General features: G+C 71.7%; 19 protein-coding genes, 1 tRNA gene and 1 pseudogene. 17 read left to right on the forward strand and 4 right to left on the reverse strand.

The features are described 5' to 3' along the window. The first annotated feature begins 629 nt into the window (after nt 1-629). Entirely contained in the window at nt 630-1772 is a 1143-nt protein-coding gene (locus ASG23_RS04095) for a hypothetical protein (protein ID WP_056020353.1), read from the forward strand. Nucleotides 1773-1920: 148 nt separating this feature from the next. On the opposite strand, the pseudogene ASG23_RS19415 reads toward ASG23_RS04095, so the two are convergent. The 4 genes and pseudogenes from ASG23_RS19415 to ASG23_RS04110 form a co-directional block, all read right to left on the reverse strand. After that, nucleotides 1921-2083, reverse strand: a pseudogene (locus ASG23_RS19415) (transposase); the annotation flags it as partial. 500 nt (nt 2084-2583) lie between these two features. After that, complete coding sequence (locus tag ASG23_RS04100; RefSeq protein WP_056020356.1) at nt 2584-4209, reverse strand: DUF5597 domain-containing protein; 1626 nt, start codon at nt 4207-4209, stop codon at nt 2584-2586. Nucleotides 4210-4595: 386 nt separating this feature from the next. Beyond that, nucleotides 4596-4671, reverse strand: a tRNA-Arg gene (locus ASG23_RS04105). 50 nt (nt 4672-4721) lie between these two features. Beyond that, nucleotides 4722-5372: a FadR/GntR family transcriptional regulator gene (locus ASG23_RS04110; protein ID WP_056020359.1), complete on the reverse strand. Its 651-nt coding sequence runs from the start codon at nt 5370-5372 to the stop codon at nt 4722-4724. 115 nt (nt 5373-5487) lie between these two features. Here ASG23_RS04110 and ASG23_RS04115 point away from each other — a divergent pair, with 115 nt between their 5' ends. From ASG23_RS04115 to ASG23_RS04185, 16 genes are all read left to right on the forward strand, one after another. Then, a complete protein-coding gene (locus ASG23_RS04115) occupies nt 5488-6765 on the forward strand; it encodes an MFS transporter (RefSeq protein WP_235520838.1) in 1278 nt (425 codons plus the stop codon). Nucleotides 6766-6795: 30 nt separating this feature from the next. Further along, nucleotides 6796-8475, forward strand: coding sequence for an arginine--tRNA ligase (gene argS, locus ASG23_RS04120; RefSeq protein ID WP_056020362.1), 1680 nt, complete (start codon nt 6796-6798; stop codon nt 8473-8475). Continuing rightward, the gene (gene lysA, locus ASG23_RS04125) at nt 8472-9833 is read left to right on the forward strand and encodes a diaminopimelate decarboxylase (RefSeq protein ID WP_056020367.1); all 1362 of its coding nucleotides are present in this window, start codon (nt 8472-8474) and stop codon (nt 9831-9833) included. The genes argS and lysA overlap by 4 nt, the downstream gene beginning before the upstream one ends. Before the next feature lie 100 nt (nt 9834-9933). Further along, nucleotides 9934-11256, forward strand: coding sequence for a homoserine dehydrogenase (locus ASG23_RS04130; RefSeq protein ID WP_235520840.1), 1323 nt, complete (start codon nt 9934-9936; stop codon nt 11254-11256). Then, nucleotides 11256-12347 carry a threonine synthase gene (thrC, locus tag ASG23_RS04135; protein WP_056020373.1) on the forward strand — a complete coding sequence of 364 codons (1092 nt, stop codon included), beginning with the start codon at nt 11256-11258 and terminating at the stop codon, nt 12345-12347. The genes ASG23_RS04130 and thrC overlap by 1 nt, the downstream gene beginning before the upstream one ends. Nucleotides 12348-12356: 9 nt before the next feature. Further along, a complete protein-coding gene (gene thrB, locus ASG23_RS04140) occupies nt 12357-13310 on the forward strand; it encodes a homoserine kinase (protein WP_056020375.1) in 954 nt (317 codons plus the stop codon). A gap of 373 nt (nt 13311-13683) precedes the next feature. After that, the gene (gene rho / locus ASG23_RS04145; protein WP_235520866.1) at nt 13684-15591 is read left to right on the forward strand and encodes a transcription termination factor Rho; all 1908 of its coding nucleotides are present in this window, start codon (nt 13684-13686) and stop codon (nt 15589-15591) included. 179 nt (nt 15592-15770) lie between these two features. Further along, nucleotides 15771-15902: a hypothetical protein gene (locus ASG23_RS20670; protein WP_268760879.1), complete on the forward strand. Its 132-nt coding sequence runs from the start codon at nt 15771-15773 to the stop codon at nt 15900-15902. 88 nt (nt 15903-15990) lie between these two features. Beyond that, entirely contained in the window at nt 15991-17232 is a 1242-nt protein-coding gene (locus tag ASG23_RS04150; protein ID WP_056020381.1) for an RNA polymerase sigma factor, read from the forward strand. 109 nt (nt 17233-17341) lie between these two features. After that, nucleotides 17342-18196: a PPK2 family polyphosphate kinase gene (locus ASG23_RS04155; RefSeq protein WP_056020384.1), complete on the forward strand. Its 855-nt coding sequence runs from the start codon at nt 17342-17344 to the stop codon at nt 18194-18196. A 122-nt stretch (nt 18197-18318) separates the two neighbouring features. Beyond that, a complete protein-coding gene (gene rpmE, locus ASG23_RS04160; protein WP_055918063.1) occupies nt 18319-18534 on the forward strand; it encodes a 50S ribosomal protein L31 in 216 nt (71 codons plus the stop codon). 114 nt (nt 18535-18648) lie between these two features. Further along, on the forward strand, nt 18649-19746 hold the full coding sequence (prfA, locus tag ASG23_RS04165; protein ID WP_056020387.1) for a peptide chain release factor 1: 1098 nt from the start codon (nt 18649-18651) through the stop codon (nt 19744-19746). Then, nucleotides 19743-20630 carry a peptide chain release factor N(5)-glutamine methyltransferase gene (gene prmC / locus ASG23_RS04170; RefSeq protein WP_056020390.1) on the forward strand — a complete coding sequence of 296 codons (888 nt, stop codon included), beginning with the start codon at nt 19743-19745 and terminating at the stop codon, nt 20628-20630. Before prfA ends, prmC begins: the two co-directional genes overlap by 4 nt. Further along, the gene (locus ASG23_RS04175; RefSeq protein ID WP_056020393.1) at nt 20627-21277 is read left to right on the forward strand and encodes an L-threonylcarbamoyladenylate synthase; all 651 of its coding nucleotides are present in this window, start codon (nt 20627-20629) and stop codon (nt 21275-21277) included. Before prmC ends, ASG23_RS04175 begins: the two co-directional genes overlap by 4 nt. Next, a complete protein-coding gene (locus ASG23_RS04180) occupies nt 21274-22398 on the forward strand; it encodes a glycosyltransferase family 4 protein (protein ID WP_056020396.1) in 1125 nt (374 codons plus the stop codon). The genes ASG23_RS04175 and ASG23_RS04180 overlap by 4 nt, the downstream gene beginning before the upstream one ends. Beyond that, the gene (locus tag ASG23_RS04185; protein ID WP_056020399.1) at nt 22395-22832 is read left to right on the forward strand and encodes a hypothetical protein; all 438 of its coding nucleotides are present in this window, start codon (nt 22395-22397) and stop codon (nt 22830-22832) included. Before ASG23_RS04180 ends, ASG23_RS04185 begins: the two co-directional genes overlap by 4 nt. Nucleotides 22833-22951 lie beyond the last annotated feature (119 nt).

Here is a 22951-nt window from a genome sequence, read left to right on the forward strand (position 1 = left end):
TCCAATTAAGGGTCAATGCCGCAGCGTGCCAAAGCCCCGTAGATGGGACTCTAGATACGGAGAACTAACACTTTCCTTGAGGGGCCTCTGCCGTGATCGCGAGGCCGTCGCGCGGGCCGAGTTCGGCCCGGCGGGGCGCCTCCCCGCCCGAGGCGGCCAGCCATCGGCTCAGCCCGCACGGATCAAGCCACAGAGCCGATCGGGTGACGGCGATAGGAGTCCCGGTCTGCGGAACGGAGACCGATGCGTTGGATACCACCACCCACACAGCGCCCCGGGTGAGTCCCCAGTCCCCGAGAAAACGGATGATCAGGAACATTTCGATACAGGTGTCGAGCGCTTGTGCGAGCCAGGCCAGAATTTCATCCGGTCGGCCGCGTCACGATCTCTTCGGGCATTCTAGTATGGCGCTCTGCGCAAAGCGATGGCTTAAACGCGCCGGTCGCCCGGCGCCACCATTTCCTACCTCAAGATTCCCTGGAGTTCCCATGGCCCTGCTGCCACTTGTCGCAATCGCAATCATGTCTTCGTCTGTTGTTGGTTCGGCTGGCGCTGCCACCCTTGCCGTCGAGGCGCCGTCTTGCGTCGCGCAGGACGCCGTTCCGACTGTCGCGGCGTGGACGGAGCTCGTGACGCCCGCGTGGTCGCAGGAAGTGACCGCGGCGTGGACCGAGACGGTCACGCCGGGGTGGACCCAGGAGACCGTTCCCGCGTGGTCGGAGACCATCACGGCTGCGTGGACGGAGACGGTAGCTGCCGCGTGGACGGAGACAGTAGCTGCCGCGTGGACCGAGATGGTGACGGCCGCGTGGACCGAGACGGTTACTCCGGAGTACGTCGAGGTCATCGAGCCGGCCTGGGTCCAGACGGTCACCCCTGCGTGGACGGAGACGGTAGTGCTCACGCCCGAGCACACCGAAGTCGTCGAGATCACCCCGGCGCACACCGACTCCGTCCTCGTGACGGCGGCGTGGACCGAGATCGTGCACCACGCTGCGGTGACGAACACGGTGCACCACGATGCGGTCGTGACCACAGAGTGGCAATACCTGCACCGCAACGGCAACGTGGTGTGGCAGAACTCGGCCACCTGGAGCAGCGGCGGCGCCGGCTGGTCGTTGACCGAGGTCACCCGTCAGACGGTCGTGACGGCCGGGTGGGACGAGGTCGTCGTGGTGACGCCGGCGCGGGATGAGCCGATCGACCACCCCGCCGTCTACGACACGGTCTTCGTTCCGGCGGTCACGCAGACGGTCATCGTTCCCGCGGTGACGACCACCATCGACCACCCGGCCGTGACCGTGMCGCACSCRGCCGTCACCGTGACGCACCCGGCCGTCACCGTGACGCACCCGGCCGTCACCGTGACGCACCCGGCCGTCACCGTCGAGCACCCGGCCGTGCTCGTCGACCACCCGGCCGTCACCGTCGACCACCCGGCTGTCACGGTCGAGCACCCCGCCGTGTTTGCCGACCACCCGGCCGTCTACGTCGACCACGCCGCGATCGCGGGACAGTCGGCGATCACGTGCCCCGTGGTCGTGCCGGCCAGCAACCCGGCCGCGCTGCCCGCCGCCGTGGTTGCACCTGTGGCCTCGGACTCGTCGGACGTCGTGGCCGCCGATGACGCGGACCCGGGTGCGTCGGAGCTCGCTGCAACGGGATCAGACCCGGCGCGGGGCATGGCGACCGTCGGGCTGGCTCTCGTCCTGGGCGTCGGACTGATCTGGGTTGCTCGGAGCGCCGGGCCGCGTGGCCGTCGCGAGGATTGAGGACTCACACTTAGCACTCTGGCCCGACGCGTTGCGTCGGGCCAGTTGCTGTGACAGGCGGCTAGCGGTCGGCCGGTGAGGACGGTCGCTGGCGCGCTGATCGACGAGATCCCGATTCCCTGGGGCATGCGCGACACTTTCCGGCTCTTCAGGATCGAGGGTGTAGCCGGGGTCTGAAGCCGCCGGGTCTCGAGCAGGGATCTGGCGATGTAGTTGGTGAGGTTGCGAAAGCCGAGGGCGGGTCCGCGTAGGTGCTCGAGCCGTCCGTTGATGGCCTCTGTCGGACCGTTGGATGTGCCGGGTCGCTCGAAGCAGCCAGGACAAAGCTCGCCGCAGGACCTCCGGACTCACGTTCCATGCGCTTCGCCACACCGGAGCCGTTCGTGCTGCTGCGTCAGGCGCAACCATCGCCGAGCTCATGGCCAGGCTCGGGCACACGACATTTGCGATGGCCATGCGCCACCAGCACGCCGCCGCCGATCGCGATCGCGTCATTGCTGAGGCTCTCTCGGCTTGCGGCCGGTGCTCAGGAATCGCGCGCACAATCCGCGCACCGCTCCTTGGTTCCTCACGCCTGATCTGCGCAGGCGGGTACCAGAGTTAAGGCCCGTTGAGGAGAACGTGCCTTCGACGTCTTCGCTCGATCTGGCTCTTCGGACTTCCGGTGGGGGGACGGCTCGCCGGTGAGCCGAGTGCCGGGGTGATGTCGTCGAGGTCCCCAAGGGTCACGAGCGACCAAGCAACCTGTTCTGCTCGAGGACCTCGACGTTGTCGAACGCCTCAGCGTTCACCACCTCGTGCCTGAGCCCACTCACCGCTCGATCAGCGTGATCTTCACGGCCGACACGCCGTCTGGGCCGAGGATCATCAGTCGTTCGTCTCCGTTGAGGATGCGGCCCTCGACCCAGGCGCCGTCGTGAAGACGAAGCTCCCGCAGGCTGTCGATCTCGAGCAAGGATTCCTCGCGACTGAAGTCGATCATCGCCTGCTGTCCCAGTGCGGTGTATTCGAGGTCTCCGGTTTGCAGGACGATTCCGAACGGACGCGCGTCTCCGGGAGAGGGAGCGTGGGCGGTCGGCAGAGTCTCGTCGGGAAGCGGGGCTGGCTCCGGCAGCCGGACACCCGCATCCAACAGCATGTCAGTGAGGAGCTTCGGTGCGCTCCGCACCGTCACGGTTGTCGACCCGAGCCGTGCGGTGGCAGCATCCGTCCCCGAATCCAGCGCGAATCCCATCACCCGACCGTCCCGCTGGGCTTCGAGGACCTGCGGGGCGAGTGCGAGGAGTCGCCGGAAGGCGTCGTAGAGCTGACTTTCTTCACGGACGTCGTCGATTCCGAAGACGTGATAACCGATGGCGTTGAATGCCCCGAACGCGCGGAAGGCGTCACCGGTCAGAACACGCGCCTCAGGGATGAAGAGCGGGTTGATGCCAGACGTGTAGTCACGCATGACCGACTCGCTGTCGGCGATGTAGATGTCGGGGGAGACGAAGTCGAGCGCCGGTCCGGCGACGCGCCACACCCCGCTCATCCGTGCAGTCGGACCGCCGCTGGGATATTGGCCCGGCATGTCCTGACCCGGCTGGGGCCCCAGCCAGGCGTTCGCGTAGGCAGGTAAGGCCTTGATCCGCTTGCCCTTCGCCGCCAGGGCGCCGACATAGCTGGCAAACCCCCACGCCATGAAGACCTCATCGGCCAGCGGATCGTCGTCGCCGAATCGCTGCTGCCACGATGCCCCGCCCGGGCGCGAGCGACCGAACAGATCGACGACGTCGTCGTCGAAGGCGGCGGGTGCGGTCGCCACGGCCTCGACGAGGGCGTCAGGAACGGGCGACAGCCAGGCGAGCTGTGCGGCGGAGGAACGGTCGCGGCTCGATCCCAAGAGCCCTACCTCGTTCTCCACCTGCATCATGATGACGGTGTGATCCTCGTCCACCCGGGCGATGTGCTTCATCAAGGCTCCATAGGCTGCCTCGTCCGCTTCTCGCAGAGGCCGGGAGAACACCGACAGCGTGGGGCGAGGCATGGATCCCGAGTAAGTGAACGGAGCCCGCAAGGGCGACGGTCCCCGGTCGGCTCGCTCGAATCGGGCGGAGTCCTGGCGAACCCACGTCGGCGCATAGGTGGACAAGGCGTTCTTGTACGCACCGAACCAGATGAGGACGAGGCGGACGCCGGCTGAGCGCGCACCTGAGAGCAGTTCGTCGACGACGTTGAAGTCGAACTCACCCTCGGACGGCTCCACCTGGTCCCATCCCACGGGAGCGATGATCGAGTTCACGCCGGACCTCCCGATCGCGTGCCAGATGGGTGCCATGTGCACGGGATCAGAGGCGCTGGAGTTACGCAGCTCGCCGCCCAGGCAGAAGAACGGTGAGCCGTCCACGATCAGCCGCGTGTGGGTGCCTGCTCGCTCCAAGCGGGGAAGTTCGGTCATGAGGTCTCCTTCGGGCACGTTCGACGAGAAGCGTCCCATTCAAGGCTCTTCGAGCTTCCGGTGACGGCTCGCCGGTGAGCGAGTGCCGGGGTGATGTCGTCGAGGTCGCCAAGGATCGACCAGGCGACCTGTTCTGCTCGAGGACCTCGACGATGTCCAGACGCTACGGCGTGCGCTGGCGCGCCTACGACTGATCCCTGCTCGCGTTGCGCTCTGCTGCTCGGCTCGGACGGTGTCCGTGTCAAGAGCGTCGAACGCGGACCGACATCGCTGACGGTGACGGTCTCGACGCCGTCGAGGGTGGTGGGCTGCCGGGCCCGCGGCGTCGTGGCCGTGGGCCTGCGCCTGCGCCGCCTGCATGACCTGCCAGGGCCCAGGAGTTCAGATGGTGCCCGCGAAAGGACTCGAACCTTCGACCTTCTGCTCCGGAGGCAGACGCTCTATCCACTGAGCTACGCGGGCCGCTCACCGACCCGAGGGCCGATGCGGTGCACGACACTACCAGCCGCGGATCACTCGCCCAGCAGTGCGGACAGGTACCGGGCGGTCTCGCCGCCGGCCTTGGCGTCGTCGCCGGCGACGATCGCCTCGACCAGGATGTCGTGCGCGTCGTGGCCGTGCGCGTCGGTGACGAAGTTGAACCGGATGTTCTCGCCGATGGCGTCGAGCAGGTTCTCGTAGAGGGTCACCAGCAGGGGGTTGGCGGTGGCACGGACGATCGCGCGGTGCAGGTCGAGGTCGGTGGCGACCATCCCGTCAAGGTCGCCTGCCTGGTAGGCGGCGGCTCGTTCGTCGCGACGCTGCACGATCGCGGACGCGTCGGCGGCCGTGCGGCGCCGGGCAGCCAGCCGGGCGGCCTCGACCTCGAGGGCGCGGCGGACCTCGACCACGTCACGCTGACGTGCATCGGCGATCTGCCGGCCCATGGTGACCGCGAGCTCGGAGCGGGACAGCACGTAGGTGCCTGACCCCTGCCGCCGCTCGAGCAGCCCCGCGTGGACCAGCGACTGCACGGCCTCGCGGACGGTGTTGCGTCCGACGCCCAGCAGGTCCACCAGGGCGGGCTCCGGCGGGATGCGCGTCCCCACCGGCCACTGCTCGGTCTCGATCCGTTCGCGGAGCTCGCCCACCGCGGTGTCGATCAGTCCGGTCCGTCGCACCATCCGGTTAGGCTCCGTTCCGAGGCATGCGGTGCAGTCAACACTGGCAGTCGGGCACACGCCAGACCCCCGGACGGATGATTCCGACCGCCGCGCCGCCCGGATCAGGAGCTCAGACGTGCAGTCCAGCGTGCCGCCACGCGCCCCGTGGCGCGGCCGGATCGTCGTCCTCGCCGGCATCGTGCTCGTCGGCCTCAACCTGCGCATCGCCGTCGCCGCCGTCTCGCCCATCATCGAGGTGGTGCGGCAGGACTTCGCGCTGACGGACACGCAGGCCGGACTCCTCGGCACCGTCCCCGTCGCGTCGTTCGCTCTCTTCGGATCGCTGGCCACGCCGGTCGCCCGCCGCCTCGGGCTCGAACCGACGATCATCCTCGCGCTGCTCCTCTCGATGACGGGTGAGCTGCTTCGCGCCCTGGCGGACAGCGCGCCCGCGTTCATCGGGTGGTCGGTGATCGCCCTCGGTGGCCTCGGCATGGGCAACGTGCTTCTCCCGCCGCTGGTCAAGCGGTACTTCCCCGACCGCATCGGGGCCGTTACCGCGTCGTACTCGGTGGCGATGTCCGTGAGCGCGGCGGTGCCGCCGCTGGTCGCGCTGCCCGCCGCGCAGGCCGTCGGCTGGCGCTGGTCGGTGGGGATGTGGGCGATCCTCGGGTTCGCCGCCGTGGTGCCGTGGGTGGTCGTGATCGCCCAGTCGGTGTCGGCGCGCTCACACCTGCGCAACCTCGTCCGTCGCGCGCCGGACCGAAGCGGCTCCGACCGTCCGGCGGTGCTGGTGCGATCAGGAGCGGCGGAGAGCCGGATCGTCTGGCGCTCGCGGCTGGCCTGGGCGCTGGTGCTGGTGTTCTTCGCCAACACCACGTGCACGTACGTGCTGTTCGCGTGGCTGCCGAAGATCCTGGCCGACGCCGGCCTCGGCGCCGACGTCGGTGGGCGGTGGCTGGCGGTCTTCGCGATCCTCGGGCTGCCGGCGTCGCTCGTCTCCCCGGTCCTCACTGCCCGGATGCGCAACCCGTACCCGCTGGTCGTCGGCTTCGTCGCGTGTTGGGTGGCCGGCCTCCTCGGGCTGATGCTCTCGCCCGCGCACGGGACGGCGGTGTGGATGGTCCTGCTGGGCATCGGGCCGGGGACGTTCCCGATCATGCTCGCGCTGATCGGCCTGCGGTCGCGCACCCCCGCCATCGCGTCCGCGCTGTCCGGGATGGTGCAGGGGCTCGGGTACGCGCTCGCGGTCGTCGGGCCAGTGGGCATCGGCTTCCTGCACCGTGCGACCGGCTCATGGCATGAGCCGTTGCTGGTGCTGCTCGCCCTGGTGGCGCTGCTGCTCGTGGCGGGCTGGTTCGCCTGCCGGCCAACGATGCTCGGCGCTGAGATGCGCCCAGGGCCCGCTGCATAAGGGCTCTCCCGGGCTCGGTACCCTTCTCCGGTGACTCCCGCCCAGCTCTCCGAGGCCCTCCGGGCCGCCCTCGTGCACGCCGTCGACGACGGCACGTTCGCTCTCGACCCCGCCGCGATCCCCGCGACCGTGCACCTCGAGCGACCCCGCCAGCGCGACCACGGGGACTGGGCCACCAACGTGGCGATGCAGCTGGCCAAGAAGGCGGGCACCAACCCGCGTGCGTTCGCCGAGGAGCTCGCGCGGCGGCTCGCGCAGACCGACGGTGTCGCGACCGTCGAGGTGGCCGGTCCCGGCTTCCTCAACATCCGGCTCGACGCGGCAGCCGCAGGCGAGCTGGCCCGCTCCGTGGTCGAGCAGGGTGTCGAGTACGGGCAGAACGAGACGCTGGCCGGCGTCGCGCTCAACCTCGAGTTCGTCTCGGCCAACCCGACGGGACCGCTGCACATCGGCGGCGTGCGCTGGGCGGCCGTCGGCGACAGCCTGGCGCGGGTGCTCCAGGCGTCGGGCGCCGCCGTGTCCCGCGAGTACTACTTCAACGACCACGGCGCGCAGATCGACCGGTTCTCCCGCTCGCTGCTGGCGCGGGCGCTGGGCCAGCCGGCACCCGAGGACGGGTACGGCGGGAACTACATCTCCGAGATCGCGGAGCAGGTGGTGGCCGACGCGCTGGCCGCCGGCGAGACCGACCCGCGGACCCTGCCGTTCGACGAGGCCAACGAGGCCTTCCGGGCGCGCGGCGTCGACCTGATGTTCGCGGAGATCCGCAAGTCCCTCGAGGACTTCGGCGTCGAGTTCGACGTCTACTTCCACGAGGACTCGCTGCACAAGTCGGGTGCCGTGGACCATGCCGTCGAGCGCCTGCGGGAGCTCGGCCACATCTTCGAGGCGGACGGCGCCGTCTGGCTGCGCACCACGACGTTCGGCGACGACCGAGACCGCGTGGTCATCCGGTCCAACGGCGAGGCCGCCTACATCGCGGGCGACATCGCGTACTACCTGGACAAGCGGGAGCGCGGCTTCGACCGCGTCGTCATCATGCTCGGCGCCGACCACCACGGGTACATCGGCCGCATGATGGCGATCTGCGCCGCGTTCGGGGACACGCCGCACGTGAACCTGGAGATCCTCATCGGGCAGCTCGTGAACCTGGTCAAGGACGGCGCCCCGGTGCGGATGAGCAAGCGCGCGGGCACCGTCGTGACCATCGACGACCTCGTCGACGCCGTCGGTGTCGACGCCGCCCGGTACGCCCTGGCCCGCTCGTCGGCGGACTCGATGATCGACCTCGACCTCGACCTGCTGTCCAGCGCGAAGAACGAGAACCCGGTCTTCTACGTGCAGTACGCGCACGCCCGCACCGTGAACGTCGGTCGCAACGCCGCCGAGGCGGGGGTCCGCCGCGAGGACGGCTTCGACGCGTCGCTGCTGGACCACGAGAGCGAGTCCGTGCTGCTCGGACGCATCGCGGAGTTCCCCCGGGTCGTCGCGCAGGCGGCCGAGCTGCGCGAGCCGCACCGCGTCGCGCGGTACCTGGAGGAGCTCGCGGGCAGCTACCACAAGTGGTACGACCAGCGACGCGTGGCGCCGTTCGGCGACGAGGTGGTCGGCGACGTGCACCGCACCCGCCTCTGGCTCAACGACGCCACCCGCCAGGTGCTGGCCAACGGTCTGGGGCTGCTGGGCGTCAGCGCGCCGGAGCGGATGTGACCACCACGATCCCCGGCGAGCCCTGGTCCACGGGCGTCGCCAGGACGGTCGACGGTGCCGTCGAGGTCGCGGGCGTCGACGTGCGCGAACTGGCCGTCGAGCACGGCACCCCCGCCTACGTCCTCGACGAGGCCGACCTGCGCACCCGCGCCCGTGGCTATCGGCGCGCCTTCGAGGCGGCGTTCGCGGAGATCGGTGCCGGGGTCGACGTGTACTACGCGGGCAAGGCGTTCCTGTCCGTCGCGGTCGCCCGGTGGGTGCACGAGGAGGGCCTGCGCGTCGACACCGCCACGGGCGGCGAGCTCGCGGTCGCGCTGCGCGCCGGCATCCCGGGCGCGGACATCGGCCTGCACGGCAACAACAAGTCCGACTCCGAGATCGCGCGTGCGCTCGACGCGGGCGTCGGCCGGATCATCGTCGACTCCCTGGTGGAGATCGAGCGGGTCGCCGACGCGGTCGCCGCCCGCGGCGGAGACCCCGCGCCGGTGATGGTCCGCGTCACCACCGGGGTGCACGCCGGCGGCCACGAGTACATCTCGACGGCCCACGAGGACCAGAAGTTCGGCCTCTCTATCGCGTCGCCGGACGGGGACCCGCCGGCCATGCAGGGCCTGCTCGCCGTGCTCGCGCGGCCCGAGCTGCGGCTGCTCGGCATCCACTCGCACATCGGCTCGCAGATCCTGGACCCGTCGGGGTTCGAGGTCGCCGCCCGGGCGGTGCTGACCCTGCGCGCCCAGCTCGCGGAGCGGACCGGCGTGCTGGTCGACGAGGTCGACCTCGGTGGCGGCTACGGCATCGCGTACCTGCCGGGGGAGGTCACCCTCGACCCCGACCGGATCGCCAAGGACGTCGCCGCGTCGGTCCAGGCGACCGCTACCGACCTCGGCACCCCGCTGCCGCGGTTCTCCATCGAGCCCGGCCGCGCGATCGTCGGACCCGCCGGCCTGACGCTCTACACGGTCGGCACGGTCAAACCCGTGCGGATCGACGACGGGACCGTCCGGACGTACGTGTCCATCGACGGCGGGATGAGCGACAACATCCGCCCTGCCCTGTACGGCGCGGCCTACCACGCGGAGGTCGTCGGCCGGCTCGCGACCGCCGGGACCGTGCTGGCGCGGGTCGTCGGCAAGCACTGCGAGAGCGGCGACATCGTGGTGCACGAGGTGCAGCTGCCCGCCGACGTCCGCGCCGGGGACCTGCTCGCCGTCGCGGCGACGGGGGCGTACGGGCGGTCGATGGCGTCCAACTACAACCACGTGCCGCGCCCGCCGGTGGTCGCGGTGACGGACGGCGGCAGCCGCGTGCTGGTCCGCCGCGAGACGGAGGACGACCTGCTGGCGCTCGACCTGGGCTGACGGCGTACCCCGGGCCCACCGCTCGGACCGCACGTCCCGACAGGCGGGACGCACCCCTATCCTGGGGGCGCTCCCGCCCGATCCGACTGGAGGCCGACCCGTGCCCTCGCCCGTGCCCGCCCACCCGCCCCTGCGCGTCGCCGTCCTCGGCTGCGGCGTCGTCGGCACCGAGGTGGTGCGGCTGCTCACGACGCAGGCGCGGGACCTGGCCTCGCGCGTGGGGGCACCCCTGGAGCTCGTCGGTGTCGCCGTGCGCGATGTCGAGGCCGAGCGCGACGCCGTGGTCGACCGGGCGCTGCTCACCGCCGACGCCGAGTCGCTGGTCAAGCGCGCGGACGTCGTCGTCGAGGTCATGGGCGGTATCGAGCCGGCGCGGAGCCTGCTGCTGAGGGCGATCGCCGGCGGTGCGTCGGTGGTGACCGCCAACAAGGCGCTGCTCGCCCAGGACGGTCCCACGCTCTACGCTGCGGCCGACGAGGCCGGCGTGGACGTCTACTTCGAGGCCGCCGTCGCGGGCGCCATCCCGATCGTCCGCCCGGTGCGCGAGTCGCTCGCGGGGGACCGCGTGACCCGCGTGCTCGGCATCGTCAACGGCACCACCAACTACGTGCTGGACAAGATGGCGTCCGAGGGTCTGGACCTGGACCAGGCCGTCAAGGAGGCGCAGGCGCTGGGCTACGCGGAGGCGGACCCGACGGCCGACGTCGAGGGGTACGACGCGGCGGCGAAGGCCGCGATCCTCGCCTCGCTCGCGTTCCACACCCGCGTGTCCATCGAGGACGTCTCCCGCGAGGGCATCACCTCCCTGACCGCCGACGACGTCCTGTGGGCGCAGCGCACGGGCTACGTGCTCAAGCTCCTCGCCATCGCCGAGCGCGGCGTCGCCGATGGTGTGGAGGGCGTCCAGGTCCGGGTCCACCCCGCACTGGTGCCCGTCAGCCACCCGCTCGCGAACGTCCGCGGCGCGTACAACGCGGTGTTCGTCGAGGCGGAGGCCGCCGGGGAGCTGATGTTCTACGGCCGCGGCGCCGGCGGCGAGCCCACCGCGTCGGCCGTGCTGGGCGACGTCGTCTCGGTGGCCCGCCACCGCGTGCTCGGTGGCAAGGGCCCGATCGAGTCCCGCTACGCCGAGCTGCCGGTCCTGCCCGCGACCGCCGCACGCACCCGGTACCAGGTGCGGCTCGAGGTCGCGGACCGCCCGGGCGTCCTGGCGCAGGTGTCCACCGTCCTGGCGTCGCACGACGTCTCGATCGAGGCCGTCCGCCAGACGCCGGTCACCGAGACCCCGGACGCGGACTTCGCGCGCCTGGTGATCACCACGCACGCGGCCCCTGAGCACGCGTTGCGCAGCACCGTCGAGGCCATCGCCGGCCTCGACGTCGTGCGTCGTGTCGTGTCCGTCCTGCGAGTCGAGGGAGCCTGATGGCCCACCAGTGGCGTGGCGTGATCGCCGAGTACGCCGACCGCCTGCCCGCCCACGTCCAGGAGCGCGTCATCACGCTCGGAGAGGGTGGTACGCCGCTCGTCCCGTCGCCGACGCTCTCGCAGCGCACGGGCGCCGACGTCTTCATCAAGGTCGAGGGCATGAACCCGACCGGGTCGTTCAAGGACCGCGGCATGACGACCGCCATGTCGGCCGCGGCCGGCCGGGGCGCGAAGGCCGTGGTCTGCGCGTCCACCGGCAACACGTCGGCATCGGCGGCGGCGTACGCCACCCGCGCGGGCATGCTCTGCGCGGTGCTCGTGCCGGACGGCAAGATCGCGATGGGCAAGCTCAGCCAGGCCATCGCGCACGGGGCCACGCTGCTGCAGGTCGACGGCAACTTCGACGACTGCCTCGTCGCCGCCCGCAAGCTGGCCGAGTCCTACCCGGTCGAGCTGGTGAACTCGGTCAACCCCGACCGCATCGAGGGCCAGAAGACGGGCGCGTTCGAGATCGTCGACGCTCTGGGCGACGCCCCCGACATCCACGTCCTTCCCGTCGGCAACGCCGGCAACATCACCGCGTACTGGAAGGGCTACCGCGAGTACGCGGGGTTCGACGCCGGCACCGCGCACGCCGCGGTCGCCACGCGCACCCCCATCATGTGGGGCTTCCAGGCCGCCGGGGCGGCCCCCATCGTCAAGGGCCACCCGATCGACCAGCCCGAGACCATCGCCACGGCGATCCGGATCGGCAACCCCGCCTCCTGGCAGCAGGCCGAGGAGGCTCGCGACGTCTCCGGCGGCCTCATCGAGGCGGTCACCGACGAGCAGATCCTGGCCGCACACCGGGTGCTCTCCGCAGAGGTCGGGATCTTCGTCGAGCCCGCCTCCGCGTCCGGCGTCGCCGGGCTGCTGAAACTCAGCGACGAGGGTCGGGTGCCGGCCGGTGCGCGCATCGTCATCACGGTGACGGGCCACGGCCTGAAGGACCCGCAGTGGGCGCTGCGCACCCCCGACGGCAGTGACGTCGTGCCTGTGCGGATCTCGTCCGACGTGGTGTCCATCGCCACGGCTCTCGGCCTGGACTGAGGCCCCGCGATGCGCCTGGGTGCGGACCACGTCCGCGTCCGCGTCCCCGCCACGAGCGCCAACCTCGGACCCGGTTTCGACGCGTTCGGCATCGCCCTCGGCCTCTACGACGAGCTCGAGGTGCGAGCGCTCGCCTCGCCGGGCGTCACGGTCGAGGTCACGGGGGAGGGTGCCGGGCAGGTGCCCGACGACGAGCAGCACCTCGTGGTCAGCTCGCTGCGTGCCGCCCTCGACGAGGTCGGGGCGTCGCAGACCGGTCTGCACCTCGTCTGCCGCAACCGCATCCCGCACGGCCGGGGTCTCGGGTCGTCGGCCGGGGCCGTCGTGGCCGGGATCATCGCCGCCAGGGGCCTGATCGCCGAGCCGGAGGCGCTGTCCGACGACGTCGCGATCGACCTGGCCGCCCGGATCGAGGGGCACCCGGACAACGCCGCGCCGGCGGTGCTGGGCGGCGCGACGCTCGCGTGGCGCGACGACGACCGGTTCCGCGCCGTCGACCTCCTGGTCCACGACGACGTCGCGCTGCTCGCGATCGTCCCCCCGAACCATCTGTCCACGACGGCCGCGCGCGGCGTGCTGCCCGGGACCGTCCCGCACGCTGACGCCGCGTTCCAGGCGGGCCGCGCTGCCCTCCTGGTCGAGGCGCTGGGCCGGCGCCCCGAGCTGCTCCTGACCGCCACGCAGGACCGGCTGCACCAGGAGTACCGCCGGTCGGTGATGCCGGGCTCGCTGGCACTGGTCGACGTCCTGCGTGCGGCCGGGGTGGCGGCGGTCGTGTCCGGCGCGGGCCCGACGGTCCTGGTGATCGCGCGGCGGCTGCCGGACACGACGGGCGCAGACGGCGTCCGGCAGACCGACGCGGACGAGGCCGTGCAGACCGCGTTCGGCGGTGCCATGGGGGGCTGGCAGATCCTCCCGCTCCGGGTGGACCGCACGGGTGCGACCGTCCAGCGGGTGACATGACCGGGTGAAGTACATGCCGGTCGTTCACCCTGCCTGGTCGCGGTGTCGACAGTGGTAATATCGACGCGTTCCCCGGACCTCGTCCTCCGGTGGCCCGTGTCGTACGTGACCGGCCGCCTCAGAATGAGTAGACGAGCCGGGAGCGATCCAGCCCACCGTGCGCAGACGTCGTCGTACGCAGCGCGTGTGTGGCTCCAGCACCGTCTCGGTCACCTCGACCGGACGTCGGCCGATCCCCGAACCATCGGGTCCCGGCCACCGACGAGGGGAAGGGTCCTTCGTGACAGACATCATCGAACCCGCCGTGAGCAGCTCCGGCGGGTCCGCCCGCAGCGCAGGCATCTCGGCACTCCGCCTGCCCGAGCTGCAGGCGATGGCGTCCGGCCTGGGCGTCAAGGGCACGTCCAAGATGCGCAAGGGCGACCTCGTCCAGGCGATCGCGGACGCCCGCGCAGGCTCGCGCCCGCAGGCTCTGGAGCCGCGGCGCGACCAGAGCGTCGTGGTGACCGACGCGCCGGCGGCGCGCAGCACCCGCGCGCCGCGCACGCGCGCCCCGCAGCTCGACCTCGACGGAGACGCCGGGGCGCCGACGCAGGAGCGCCCCCCGCGCGACCGCGCGCAGCAGGACCGCTCCACGCCGCCCCACGGCGACGCGCTCGCCGGCCTGGAGGCCGCACTGGACGCCAAGCTCGCGCCCGTCGAGGAGCGTGACGACCGCGCAGCGCGTGCCGCCGACGCCGTCGGTGTCGTGACCGGTGAGCGGCGCTCGCGCCGGGCCGGCCGCGGTGCAGGTGCGCCGCAGGGCGACGAGGCGGACCGCGCGCAGTCGAACGGCCAGCAGGCCGACCGCCAGCAGGTGGACCGCCAGCAGGGCCAGCAGCGCGACGCCCAGCAGCGGGACGGCCAGCCGGCCACCCGCCAGCAGGGCGGCACCCAGCAGGGCGGCACCCAGCAGCCGGGCACCCAGCAGCGCGGCGCCGACGACGACGGCCTCGACGAGCGCGGCGGTCGCCGTCGCCGGTCGCGGGACCGCTACCGGGACCGGGACCGTGACCGCAAGGGCCGCGGCACCCGCGGTCGGCCCGGCGCCGGCGAGATCGCGGGCCTCGACGACATCGAGGTCACCGACGACGACGTCCTGCTCCCCGTCGCGGGCATCCTCGACCTGATGGACAGCTACGCGTTCGTGCGCACCACGGGGTACCTGCCCAGCGCCAACGACGTGTACGTGTCCCTCAACCAGGTCAAGCGGTACGGCCTGCGCCGCGGTGACGCGGTCACCGGTGCCGTGCGCCAGCCGCGGGAGGGTGAGCAGCAGCCGCAGGGCAACCGCCCGAGCAAGTTCAACGCGCTGGTCCGCCTCGACTCGATCAACGGCCTGGAGCCTGACGGCGCCCGCGTGCGCCCGGAGTTCAACAAGCTGACGCCGCTGTACCCGCAGGAGCGCCTGCGCCTCGAGACCGACCAGCACAAGCTGTCGCCGCGGGTCATCGACATCGTCGCGCCCATCGGCAAGGGCCAGCGCGGCCTGATCGTCGCACCCCCCAAGGCGGGCAAGACGATCATCATGCAGCACATCGCGAACGCCATCACGACCAACAACCCCGAGGTCCACCTCATGGTCGTGCTCGTCGACGAGCGCCCCGAAGAGGTCACGGACATGGAGCGGACGGTCAAGGGCGAGGTCATCGCCTCGACGTTCGACCGCCCCGCCTCCGACCACACGATCGTCGCCGAGCTCGCCATCGAGCGCGCCAAGCGGCTGGTCGAGCTGGGTCAGGACGTCGTCGTGCTGCTCGACTCGCTCACCCGGCTGTCGCGGGCCTACAACCTGGCCGCCCCGGCGTCCGGGCGCATCCTGTCCGGTGGCGTCGACGCCTCGGCGCTGTACCCGCCCAAGCGGTTCTTCGGCGCGGCTCGCAACATCGAGCACGGCGGCTCGCTGACCATCCTCGCCTCGGCGCTGGTGGAGACCGGCTCCAAGATGGACGAGGTCATCTTCGAGGAGTTCAAGGGCACCGGGAACATGGAGCTGCGGCTCTCCCGCTCGCTCGCAGACAAGCGCATCTTCCCGGCGGTCGACGTCAACGCGTCGGGCACCCGCCGCGAGGAGATCCTCATGCCGCACGACGAGCTGAAGATCATCTACAAGCTCCGCCGTGTCATGGGCGCGCTCGACCAGACGCAGGCCATCGAGCTGCTGATCGGCAAGCTCAAGGACACCAAGTCGAACGTCGAGTTCCTGCTCCAGGTCCAGAAGACCACGCCCGGCAGCGAGTAGCCGCACCGGCCCGACGGCCCCGCCCTCCTCCGGGAGCGCGGGGCCGTCGTCGTTGGTGGAGCGGTCCCCGACGATGTCCGATCGGGACGGTGCTGTTCGCCGTCCGGGTGAGGCAGACGAGAACGGGCGGCACCACGGGCAGAGGAGCCAAGATGCTTTGCTCACGACGATGACCCAGGTTGGGCACGAGACTGTTCCCGGAGGACGGTCCGGACATCGCGCTCGACGCGGTCGCGGCGCGGCGACACTTCCCGGGCGTGGCGATCGAGACGTACCGCCCGGCCGGGCGACCGCAGTACGCCACGGCGTGACGTCGTCGGCGGCACGACGACGAGGGGAGTCGGGGATGCGGTACCTGGTGTCGGTCTGCGACCGCAAGATCGAGGCGCGACCGTTCGCGTGAGCGACGTCGACGAGGCGATCACCCGGGCCTACCACCAGGAGTGGGCCCGGGTCGTCGCGGCCCTGACCCGGCGCTTCGGTGACCTCGACGTCGCCGAGGAGGCCGCAGCCGAGGCGTTCGCGACCGCCGTCGAGCGCTGGCACGCCGACGGCGTCCCGCCCAACCCCGGCGGCTGGCTGACCACCACGGCGACGCGCAAGGCCATCGACCGGATCCGACGCGAGAACAGGCGCGACGAGTTGACCAGGAAGGCCGGGACCATGGTCGACGACGACCCGCACGAGTCCCTCGGTGCCGTCGATGACGACCGCCTCCGGCTGATCTTCACCTGCTGCCACCCGGCGCTCGCGATGGAGTCCCGCGTGGCGCTCACGCTCCGCATGGTGGGCGGCCTCACGATGCCCGAGATCGCCCGCGCCTTCCTGGTGTCCGAGAGCGCCATGGGGAGGCGGATCACCCGCGCGAAGGCCAAGATCCAGGCCGCCCACATCCCCTACCGGGTCCCGGCTGCCGGCGATCTCCCGACGCGCGTGTCCGGTGTTCTCACGGTCCTGTACCTCGTCTTCAACGAGGGCTACCTCGCGTCCGGCCCCGACAGCGACCCTGTGCGGCACGACCTGACCGCCGAGGCGATCCGGCTCACGCGTATGGTCCACGCCCTCCTGCCCGACGACGGCGAGGTGACCGGCCTGCTGGCGCTGATGCTGCTCACCGAGGCCCGCCGCACCGCTCGCGTCTCGACGACCGGCGAGCTCGTGGCGCTCGACGAGCAGGCGCGCGCGGACTGGGACGTCCCGATGATCGCCGAGGGGCATCAGCTGGTGCGCGAACGGCTCTCCGCGGCTGCGGCCGGCCAGGCTCCCGGGCGCTACCAGCTGCTCGCCGCCATCAACGCTGTGCACACCTCAGCCCGCGACGTCCGCGACACCGACTGGACCCAGATCGTCGCTCTCTACGACCAGCTGGTGCGCCTCGACCCGTCGCCCATCGTCGCCCTCAACCGGGCCGTCGCGGTCGCCGAGGTCGACGGCCCCCAGGTGGCGCTGGCCGCCGTCGACCAGCTCGAGGACAGCCTGGCCGACTACCACCCGTACCACGCCACTCGCGCCCATCTGCTCCGCTGGCTGGGCCGCAGCCAGGAGTCGCGCGCGGCCTACGACAGGGCCATCGAGCTGGCCGGCAACATCGGCGAGATCGCCTACCTCACCCGCCGTCGCGACCAGCTGCCTCAGCGCTGAACCTCGACCACGTCGTCGCGTCGCGTCGAGCAGCGAAGCGCTCGCGGGGGGGTCGCCGCGCCGCTACCGTGCACTCGTCCGCACTGGCGCGAGCCCTGGGAGTCGTTCGATGGCGAAGTCGTGGAGCACACCACCTCGGGAGGCCCTGCGGGTCACGCCGGGCTACCGGCTGGCCGACGCCGACCTGGCCGCGACACCGGGCTGGGAGCACGGAGCGTCGGCTGCCGACAAGCGGCTCGCCGTGGACGGCCGGCACCTGAGCGAGGAGCAGGAGCGCCTGTTCGCGGACGGCCGCTCGGGCGGCACCCGGTCCGTGCTGCTCGTGCTGCAGGGCATGGACACCGCAGGCAAGGGTGGGATCGTCCGGCACGTGCTGGGCATGGTGGATCCGCAGGGCGTCCAGCTGCACTCGTTCGGGGTGCCGACGCAGAAGGAGCGGTCGCAGCACTACCTGCAGCGGATCCGCGAGGCGCTCCCGAGCCCGGGGCGGATCGGCGTGTTCGACCGGTCGCACTACGAGGACGTGCTGGTGGTCCGCGTGAACGAGCTGGTCCCGCCTGAGGTCTGGGAGCCGCGGTTCGACGAGATCAACGCGTTCGAGCGTGAGGTGGTGGAGGCCGGGACCGTGATCGTCAAGGTCGCACTGCTCGTCTCACCGGCCGAGCAGCGGGCCCGGCTGCGCGAGCGGCTGGAGCGCCCGGACAAGTACTGGAAGTTCAACCCCGGGGACATCGACGAACGGGCGAAGTGGCCGTCCTACCTGGAGGCGTACCAGGCGGTCCTGGACCGGACGAGCACCGACCACGCGCCCTGGTACGCGGTGCCGGCGGACAACAAGTGGTACGCGCGGCTCGCCGTCGGACGGCTGCTGCGCGACACGCTGGAGGACCTGCACCTCGAGTGGCCGGCCGCCGACTTCGACGTGGAGGCGCAGAAGGCGAGGCTCGACGCGCAGCCGCTGTGAGCGCGCGGCGACGGGATGATTTCGGGCCTCGTCGCTGTTCTGGCACAATGGTTCGCTGGTCTGCGGTTCACCGGCGCCACTCGCGCGTCCGGACCCGGAGACACCCACCCGAGGAGAAGTTCGTGAAGGCTGACATCCACCCCGAGTACGTCCTGACCGAGGTCACCTGCACCTGTGGCAGCACCTTCGTCACGCGCTCGACCGTGACCTCCGGCAAGATCCACGCCGACGTCTGCAGCGCCTGCCACCCGTTCTACACGGGCAAGCAGAAGATTCTCGACACCGGTGGCCGCGTGGCCCGGTTCGAGGCGCGCTACGGCAAGAAGGCCGGCAACTAGCACCCTCGCAGCGCCGGTGCCCGGCGCGGACCACTGCCCTCCATGGCAGTGTCCGCGCGGGCACCGGCGCTGTGTCGTTGTCGGAGCCCATCCAGCCACCCGAGGGACACCCGCATGAGCGAGGCATTCGCTGCCGCCGAGCCGCTGCTCGCCGAGCACGCACAGATCGAGGCCCAGCTGGCCGATCCGGCGGTCCACGCGGACGCCGCGAACGCGCGCAGGCTCGGCCGTCGGTACGCCGAGCTCGGCCGGGTCGCGCAGGCGTACACGGCGTGGAAGGCCGCGTCCGACGACGCCGAGGCCGCCGCCGAGCTGGCGGAGGTCGACGAGAGCTTCGCCGCCGAGCTGCCGTCGTTGCAGCAGGCGGCCGACGCAGCCGCGGTCCGGCTGCGCGAGGTCCTCATCCCCCGTGACCCCGACGACTCGCGCGACGTGATCCTCGAGGTCAAGGCGGGGGAGGGCGGCGAGGAGTCGGCGCTGTTCGCCGCGGACCTGCTGCGGATGTACACGCGGTACGCGGAGAAGATGGGTTGGGCGACGCAGCTCCTGGGCGCCACCGAGTCGGACCTCGGGGGATACAAGGACGCGCAGCTGGCCATCAAGGCGCGTGCCACGGTCGCTCCGGAGGACGGCGTGTGGGCGCACCTGAAGTACGAGGGCGGGGTGCACCGCGTGCAGCGGGTCCCCGTGACCGAGTCGCAGGGCCGCATCCACACCTCCGCCGCAGGCGTCCTGGTCTTCCCCGAGGCCGAGGACGAGGCGGAGGTCGCGATCGACGCCAACGACCTGCGCATCGACGTCTACCGGTCCTCTGGCCCGGGCGGCCAGTCGGTCAACACCACCGATTCCGCCGTCCGCATCACGCACCTGCCCACGGGCATCGTCGTGTCCATGCAGAACGAGAAGTCGCAGCTGCAGAACCGCGAGGCCGGCATGCGCGTGCTGCGCGCCCGCATCCTGGCCGCCCGGCAGGAAGAGGCCGCGGCCGCGGCGAGCGAGGCCCGCCGCTCCCAGGTCCGCACCGTCGACCGTTCCGAGCGCATCCGGACGTACAACTTCCCGGAGAACCGCATCGCCGATCACCGCACGGGGTACAAGGCCTACAACCTCGACGCCGTCCTCGGCGGTGAGCTGGCGCCCGTCGTGCAGTCGGCGATCGACGCCGACGAGAGTGCCCGACTGGCGGCTGCAGGCTCAGAGGGCACAGCATGACCGGCCCGGACATGCGCGCGCTCGTGGAGGGGGCCTCGAGCATCCTCGCCGACGCCGGGGTGCCCTCTCCGCGGCACGACGCCACCGCCCTCGCCGCGCACGTGCTCGGGCAGGAGCGTCTCGAGCTGGCCCTGGCGCCGCCCGTGCCGGACGGGTTCGCCGAGCAGTTCGCGGGGCTCGTCGAGCGGCGCCGGAACCGCGAGCCGCTGCAGCACCTGGTCGGGTCCACCGGGTTCCGGTACCTGACGCTGCTGGTCGAGCCCGGTGTGTTCGTCCCGCGACCGGAGACCGAGGTCGTCGCGCAGGTGGCGATCGACGAGGCCGCGCGGCTCACGGACCCGCTCGTGGTCGACCTCTGCTGCGGAGCCGGGGGCATCGCGCTGTCCGTCGCCACCGAGGTCCCCGGTGCGCGCGTCGTCGCCGTGGACCTCTCCATCGAGGCCGTGGACCTGACGCGCAGGAACGCCGTCGCCGTCCAGGCCGACGTCCGCGTCGAGCACGGCGACGTCGCGGACCCGATGCTGCTGCAGGAGCTCGACGGCACGGTGGACGTGCTCGTCGCCAACCCGCCGTACATCCCGCCCGACGCGGAGCCGGTGGACCCCGAGGTGCGCGACCACGACCCCGACCTGGCCCTCTACGGCGGCGGCCTCGACGGTCTGGACGTGCCGCGTGCGGTCCTGCGGGCGGCCGCCAGGCTTCTCGTCCCCGGCGGGCTCCTGGTGATGGAGCACGCGGAGGTGCAGGACGCAGCGGCACGCGAGGCTGCGCAGTCCACGGGTGCGTTCGTGGAGGTCGAGTCCCGGCCGGACCTGACCGGACGTCCGCGGATGCTCGTGGCGCGGCGAGCCGGCACGCCGCACGTGACAGACTCGGCGCCGTGAACGAGCGGATCACCCCCGCGAGCGACCCCACCACCTGGGGTCCGGCGCTCGACGAGGCGGTCAACGTCCTGTCCCGCGGGGGACTCGTGGTCCTCCCGACGGACACCGTCTACGGCATCGCCGCCGACGCGTTCACACCGCCCGCCGTGCAGGCGCTCCTGGACGCCAAGGGCCGGGGCCGCCAGATGCCACCCCCGGTGCTGATCGCCGACGTGCGCACGCTCGACGGCCTCGCCACCGACGTGTCCGCGGGGGCCCGCGCGCTCGCCGAGGCGTTCTGGCCCGGCGGGCTCACGCTCATCGTGCGTGCCCAGCCGTCGCTGGCGTGGGACCTGGGCGAGACCGGTGGCACGGTCGCGCTGCGGGTCCCGGACCACGAGACCGCGCGGGCCCTGCTCCGCCGGACGGGGCCGCTCGCGGTCTCCAGCGCCAACACGACGGGCTCTCCCGCGGCGGTGACCGCCCAGGGCGCGTACGACCAGCTGGGCGCCTCAGTCGCGGTGTACCTCGACGGCGGCGACGCCCCGGGCCAGGTCGCCTCGAGCATCGTCGACGCCACGGGACCGACCCTCCGGTTGGTGCGCGCCGGGGCGCTCAGCCTCGAGCAGCTCAACGAGGTCACCCCCGTCGAGGGGTCTTCCGCGTGAGGGTCTACCTGCTCGCGCTGCTCCTCTCCGCCACGGTCGCCTACCTGATGACGCCGCTGGCCCGCTGGTGTGCGCTGCGCTGGGGGGCCATCACGGCGGTCCGCGACCGGGACGTGCACGCGATCCCCACCCCGCGGCTGGGCGGGATGGCGATGTTCGGCGGCATCCTCGTGGCGATCCTCATGACCAGCGGGCTGCCGTTCCTCCAGAACATCTACGCCAACCCGCGCCCGATCATCGGCATCGTCGGCGGCGCCGCGATCGTGTGCGCGCTGGGGGTGGCCGACGACATCTGGGACCTCGACTGGCTCACCAAGCTCATGGGCCAGGTGCTGGCCGGCGGGTTCCTGGCGTGGCAGGGCGTGCTCCTCTACCAGCTGCCCACCGGGGACGTGCAGACCATCGGGTCCACCCGGATGGCGACGTTCCTCACGGTGCTCACCGTGGTGATCGCGATGAACGCCGTGAACTTCGTCGACGGGCTCGACGGTCTGGCGGCCGGGGTGCTCGCCATCGGCGGCACGGCGTTCTTCCTGTACGCCTACCTGCTGACGGCCGGCTCCAACCCGGGCGCGTACGCCAACGCCAACCTCGCTGCGCTGGTGCTCGCCGTGCTCGTCGGTGCGTGCATCGGCTTCCTGCCGCACAACGTCTACCCGGCGCGCATCTTCATGGGCGACTCGGGCGCCATGGTGCTGGGCTTCGTGTTCAGCGCCGCGGCGATCGTCGTCACCGGGCAGATCGATCCCGAGCAGGCGCTGGCGCGTCAGCGGTTCCCCGCGTTCCTCCCGATGCTCCTGCCCTTCGCGGTGCTCCTGCTCCCGCTGCTCGACATGGGGCTCGCGATCGTCCGCCGCGTCGGCGCCGGCAAGTCCCCGTTCCACCCGGACCGCATGCACCTGCACCACCGCATGCTGCAGCTGGGCCACTCGCACCGTCGCGCGGTCGCGATCATGTACGTGTGGACCGCGGTGTTCGCCTTCGGTGTCGCCGCCCTCGTCCGGTGGGAGACCACCGTCGTCCTCATCACGTTCGGCGTCGCCGTGCTCGTCGCCACCCTGCTGACGCTCGGGCCGCTGCGCGGCCGGTCCGCCACCCCGCCCCTGGAGGCCGTCCGATGACCACTCCCGCGCCCGCGCCGACCCCCGCCCCGCGGTCGGCGAACGAGGCCGTCTTCCGCAGGTCGCTGCGCGACATGCTCGTGCTGCTCGGCGTGCTCACCGTCCTCGGCGTGGGCATCGGCTACCTGGTCGACGGCATGGCCGGCGTCTGGGGCGCGCTGCTCGGCGTGGGCATCGCGCTGATCTTCTCGGGGACCACGGTGATCTCGGTCCTGCGCACGGCGCACTCGGCGCCGACGACGATGATGGCGGTGATCATGGGCGCCTGGTTGGGCAAGCTGATCGTGGTCATCGTCGTGCTGGTGATCCTCAAGCAGTTCGACTTCTACAACCCGCAGGTGCTGTTCCTCGTGTCGATCGCCGGGGTCATCGGATCGGCCGTCCTGGACGCCCGCGCGGTGCAGCGGGGACGGGTCGGGTACTTCGAGGCGTGAGCCGTTCCGAGCGGCCAGCCTGACGCGTCCGGGGCGCCCGCAGCGGCCCGTGGCAGGTCGGGACCAACCCCGTGCATAGGTTAGGCTTTCGCCATCCAAGACGGCCCGGCGCCGTGCTC

Source organism: Cellulomonas sp. Leaf395 (assembly GCF_001424125.1).
Lineage (GTDB): Bacteria > Actinomycetota > Actinomycetes > Actinomycetales > Cellulomonadaceae > Cellulomonas.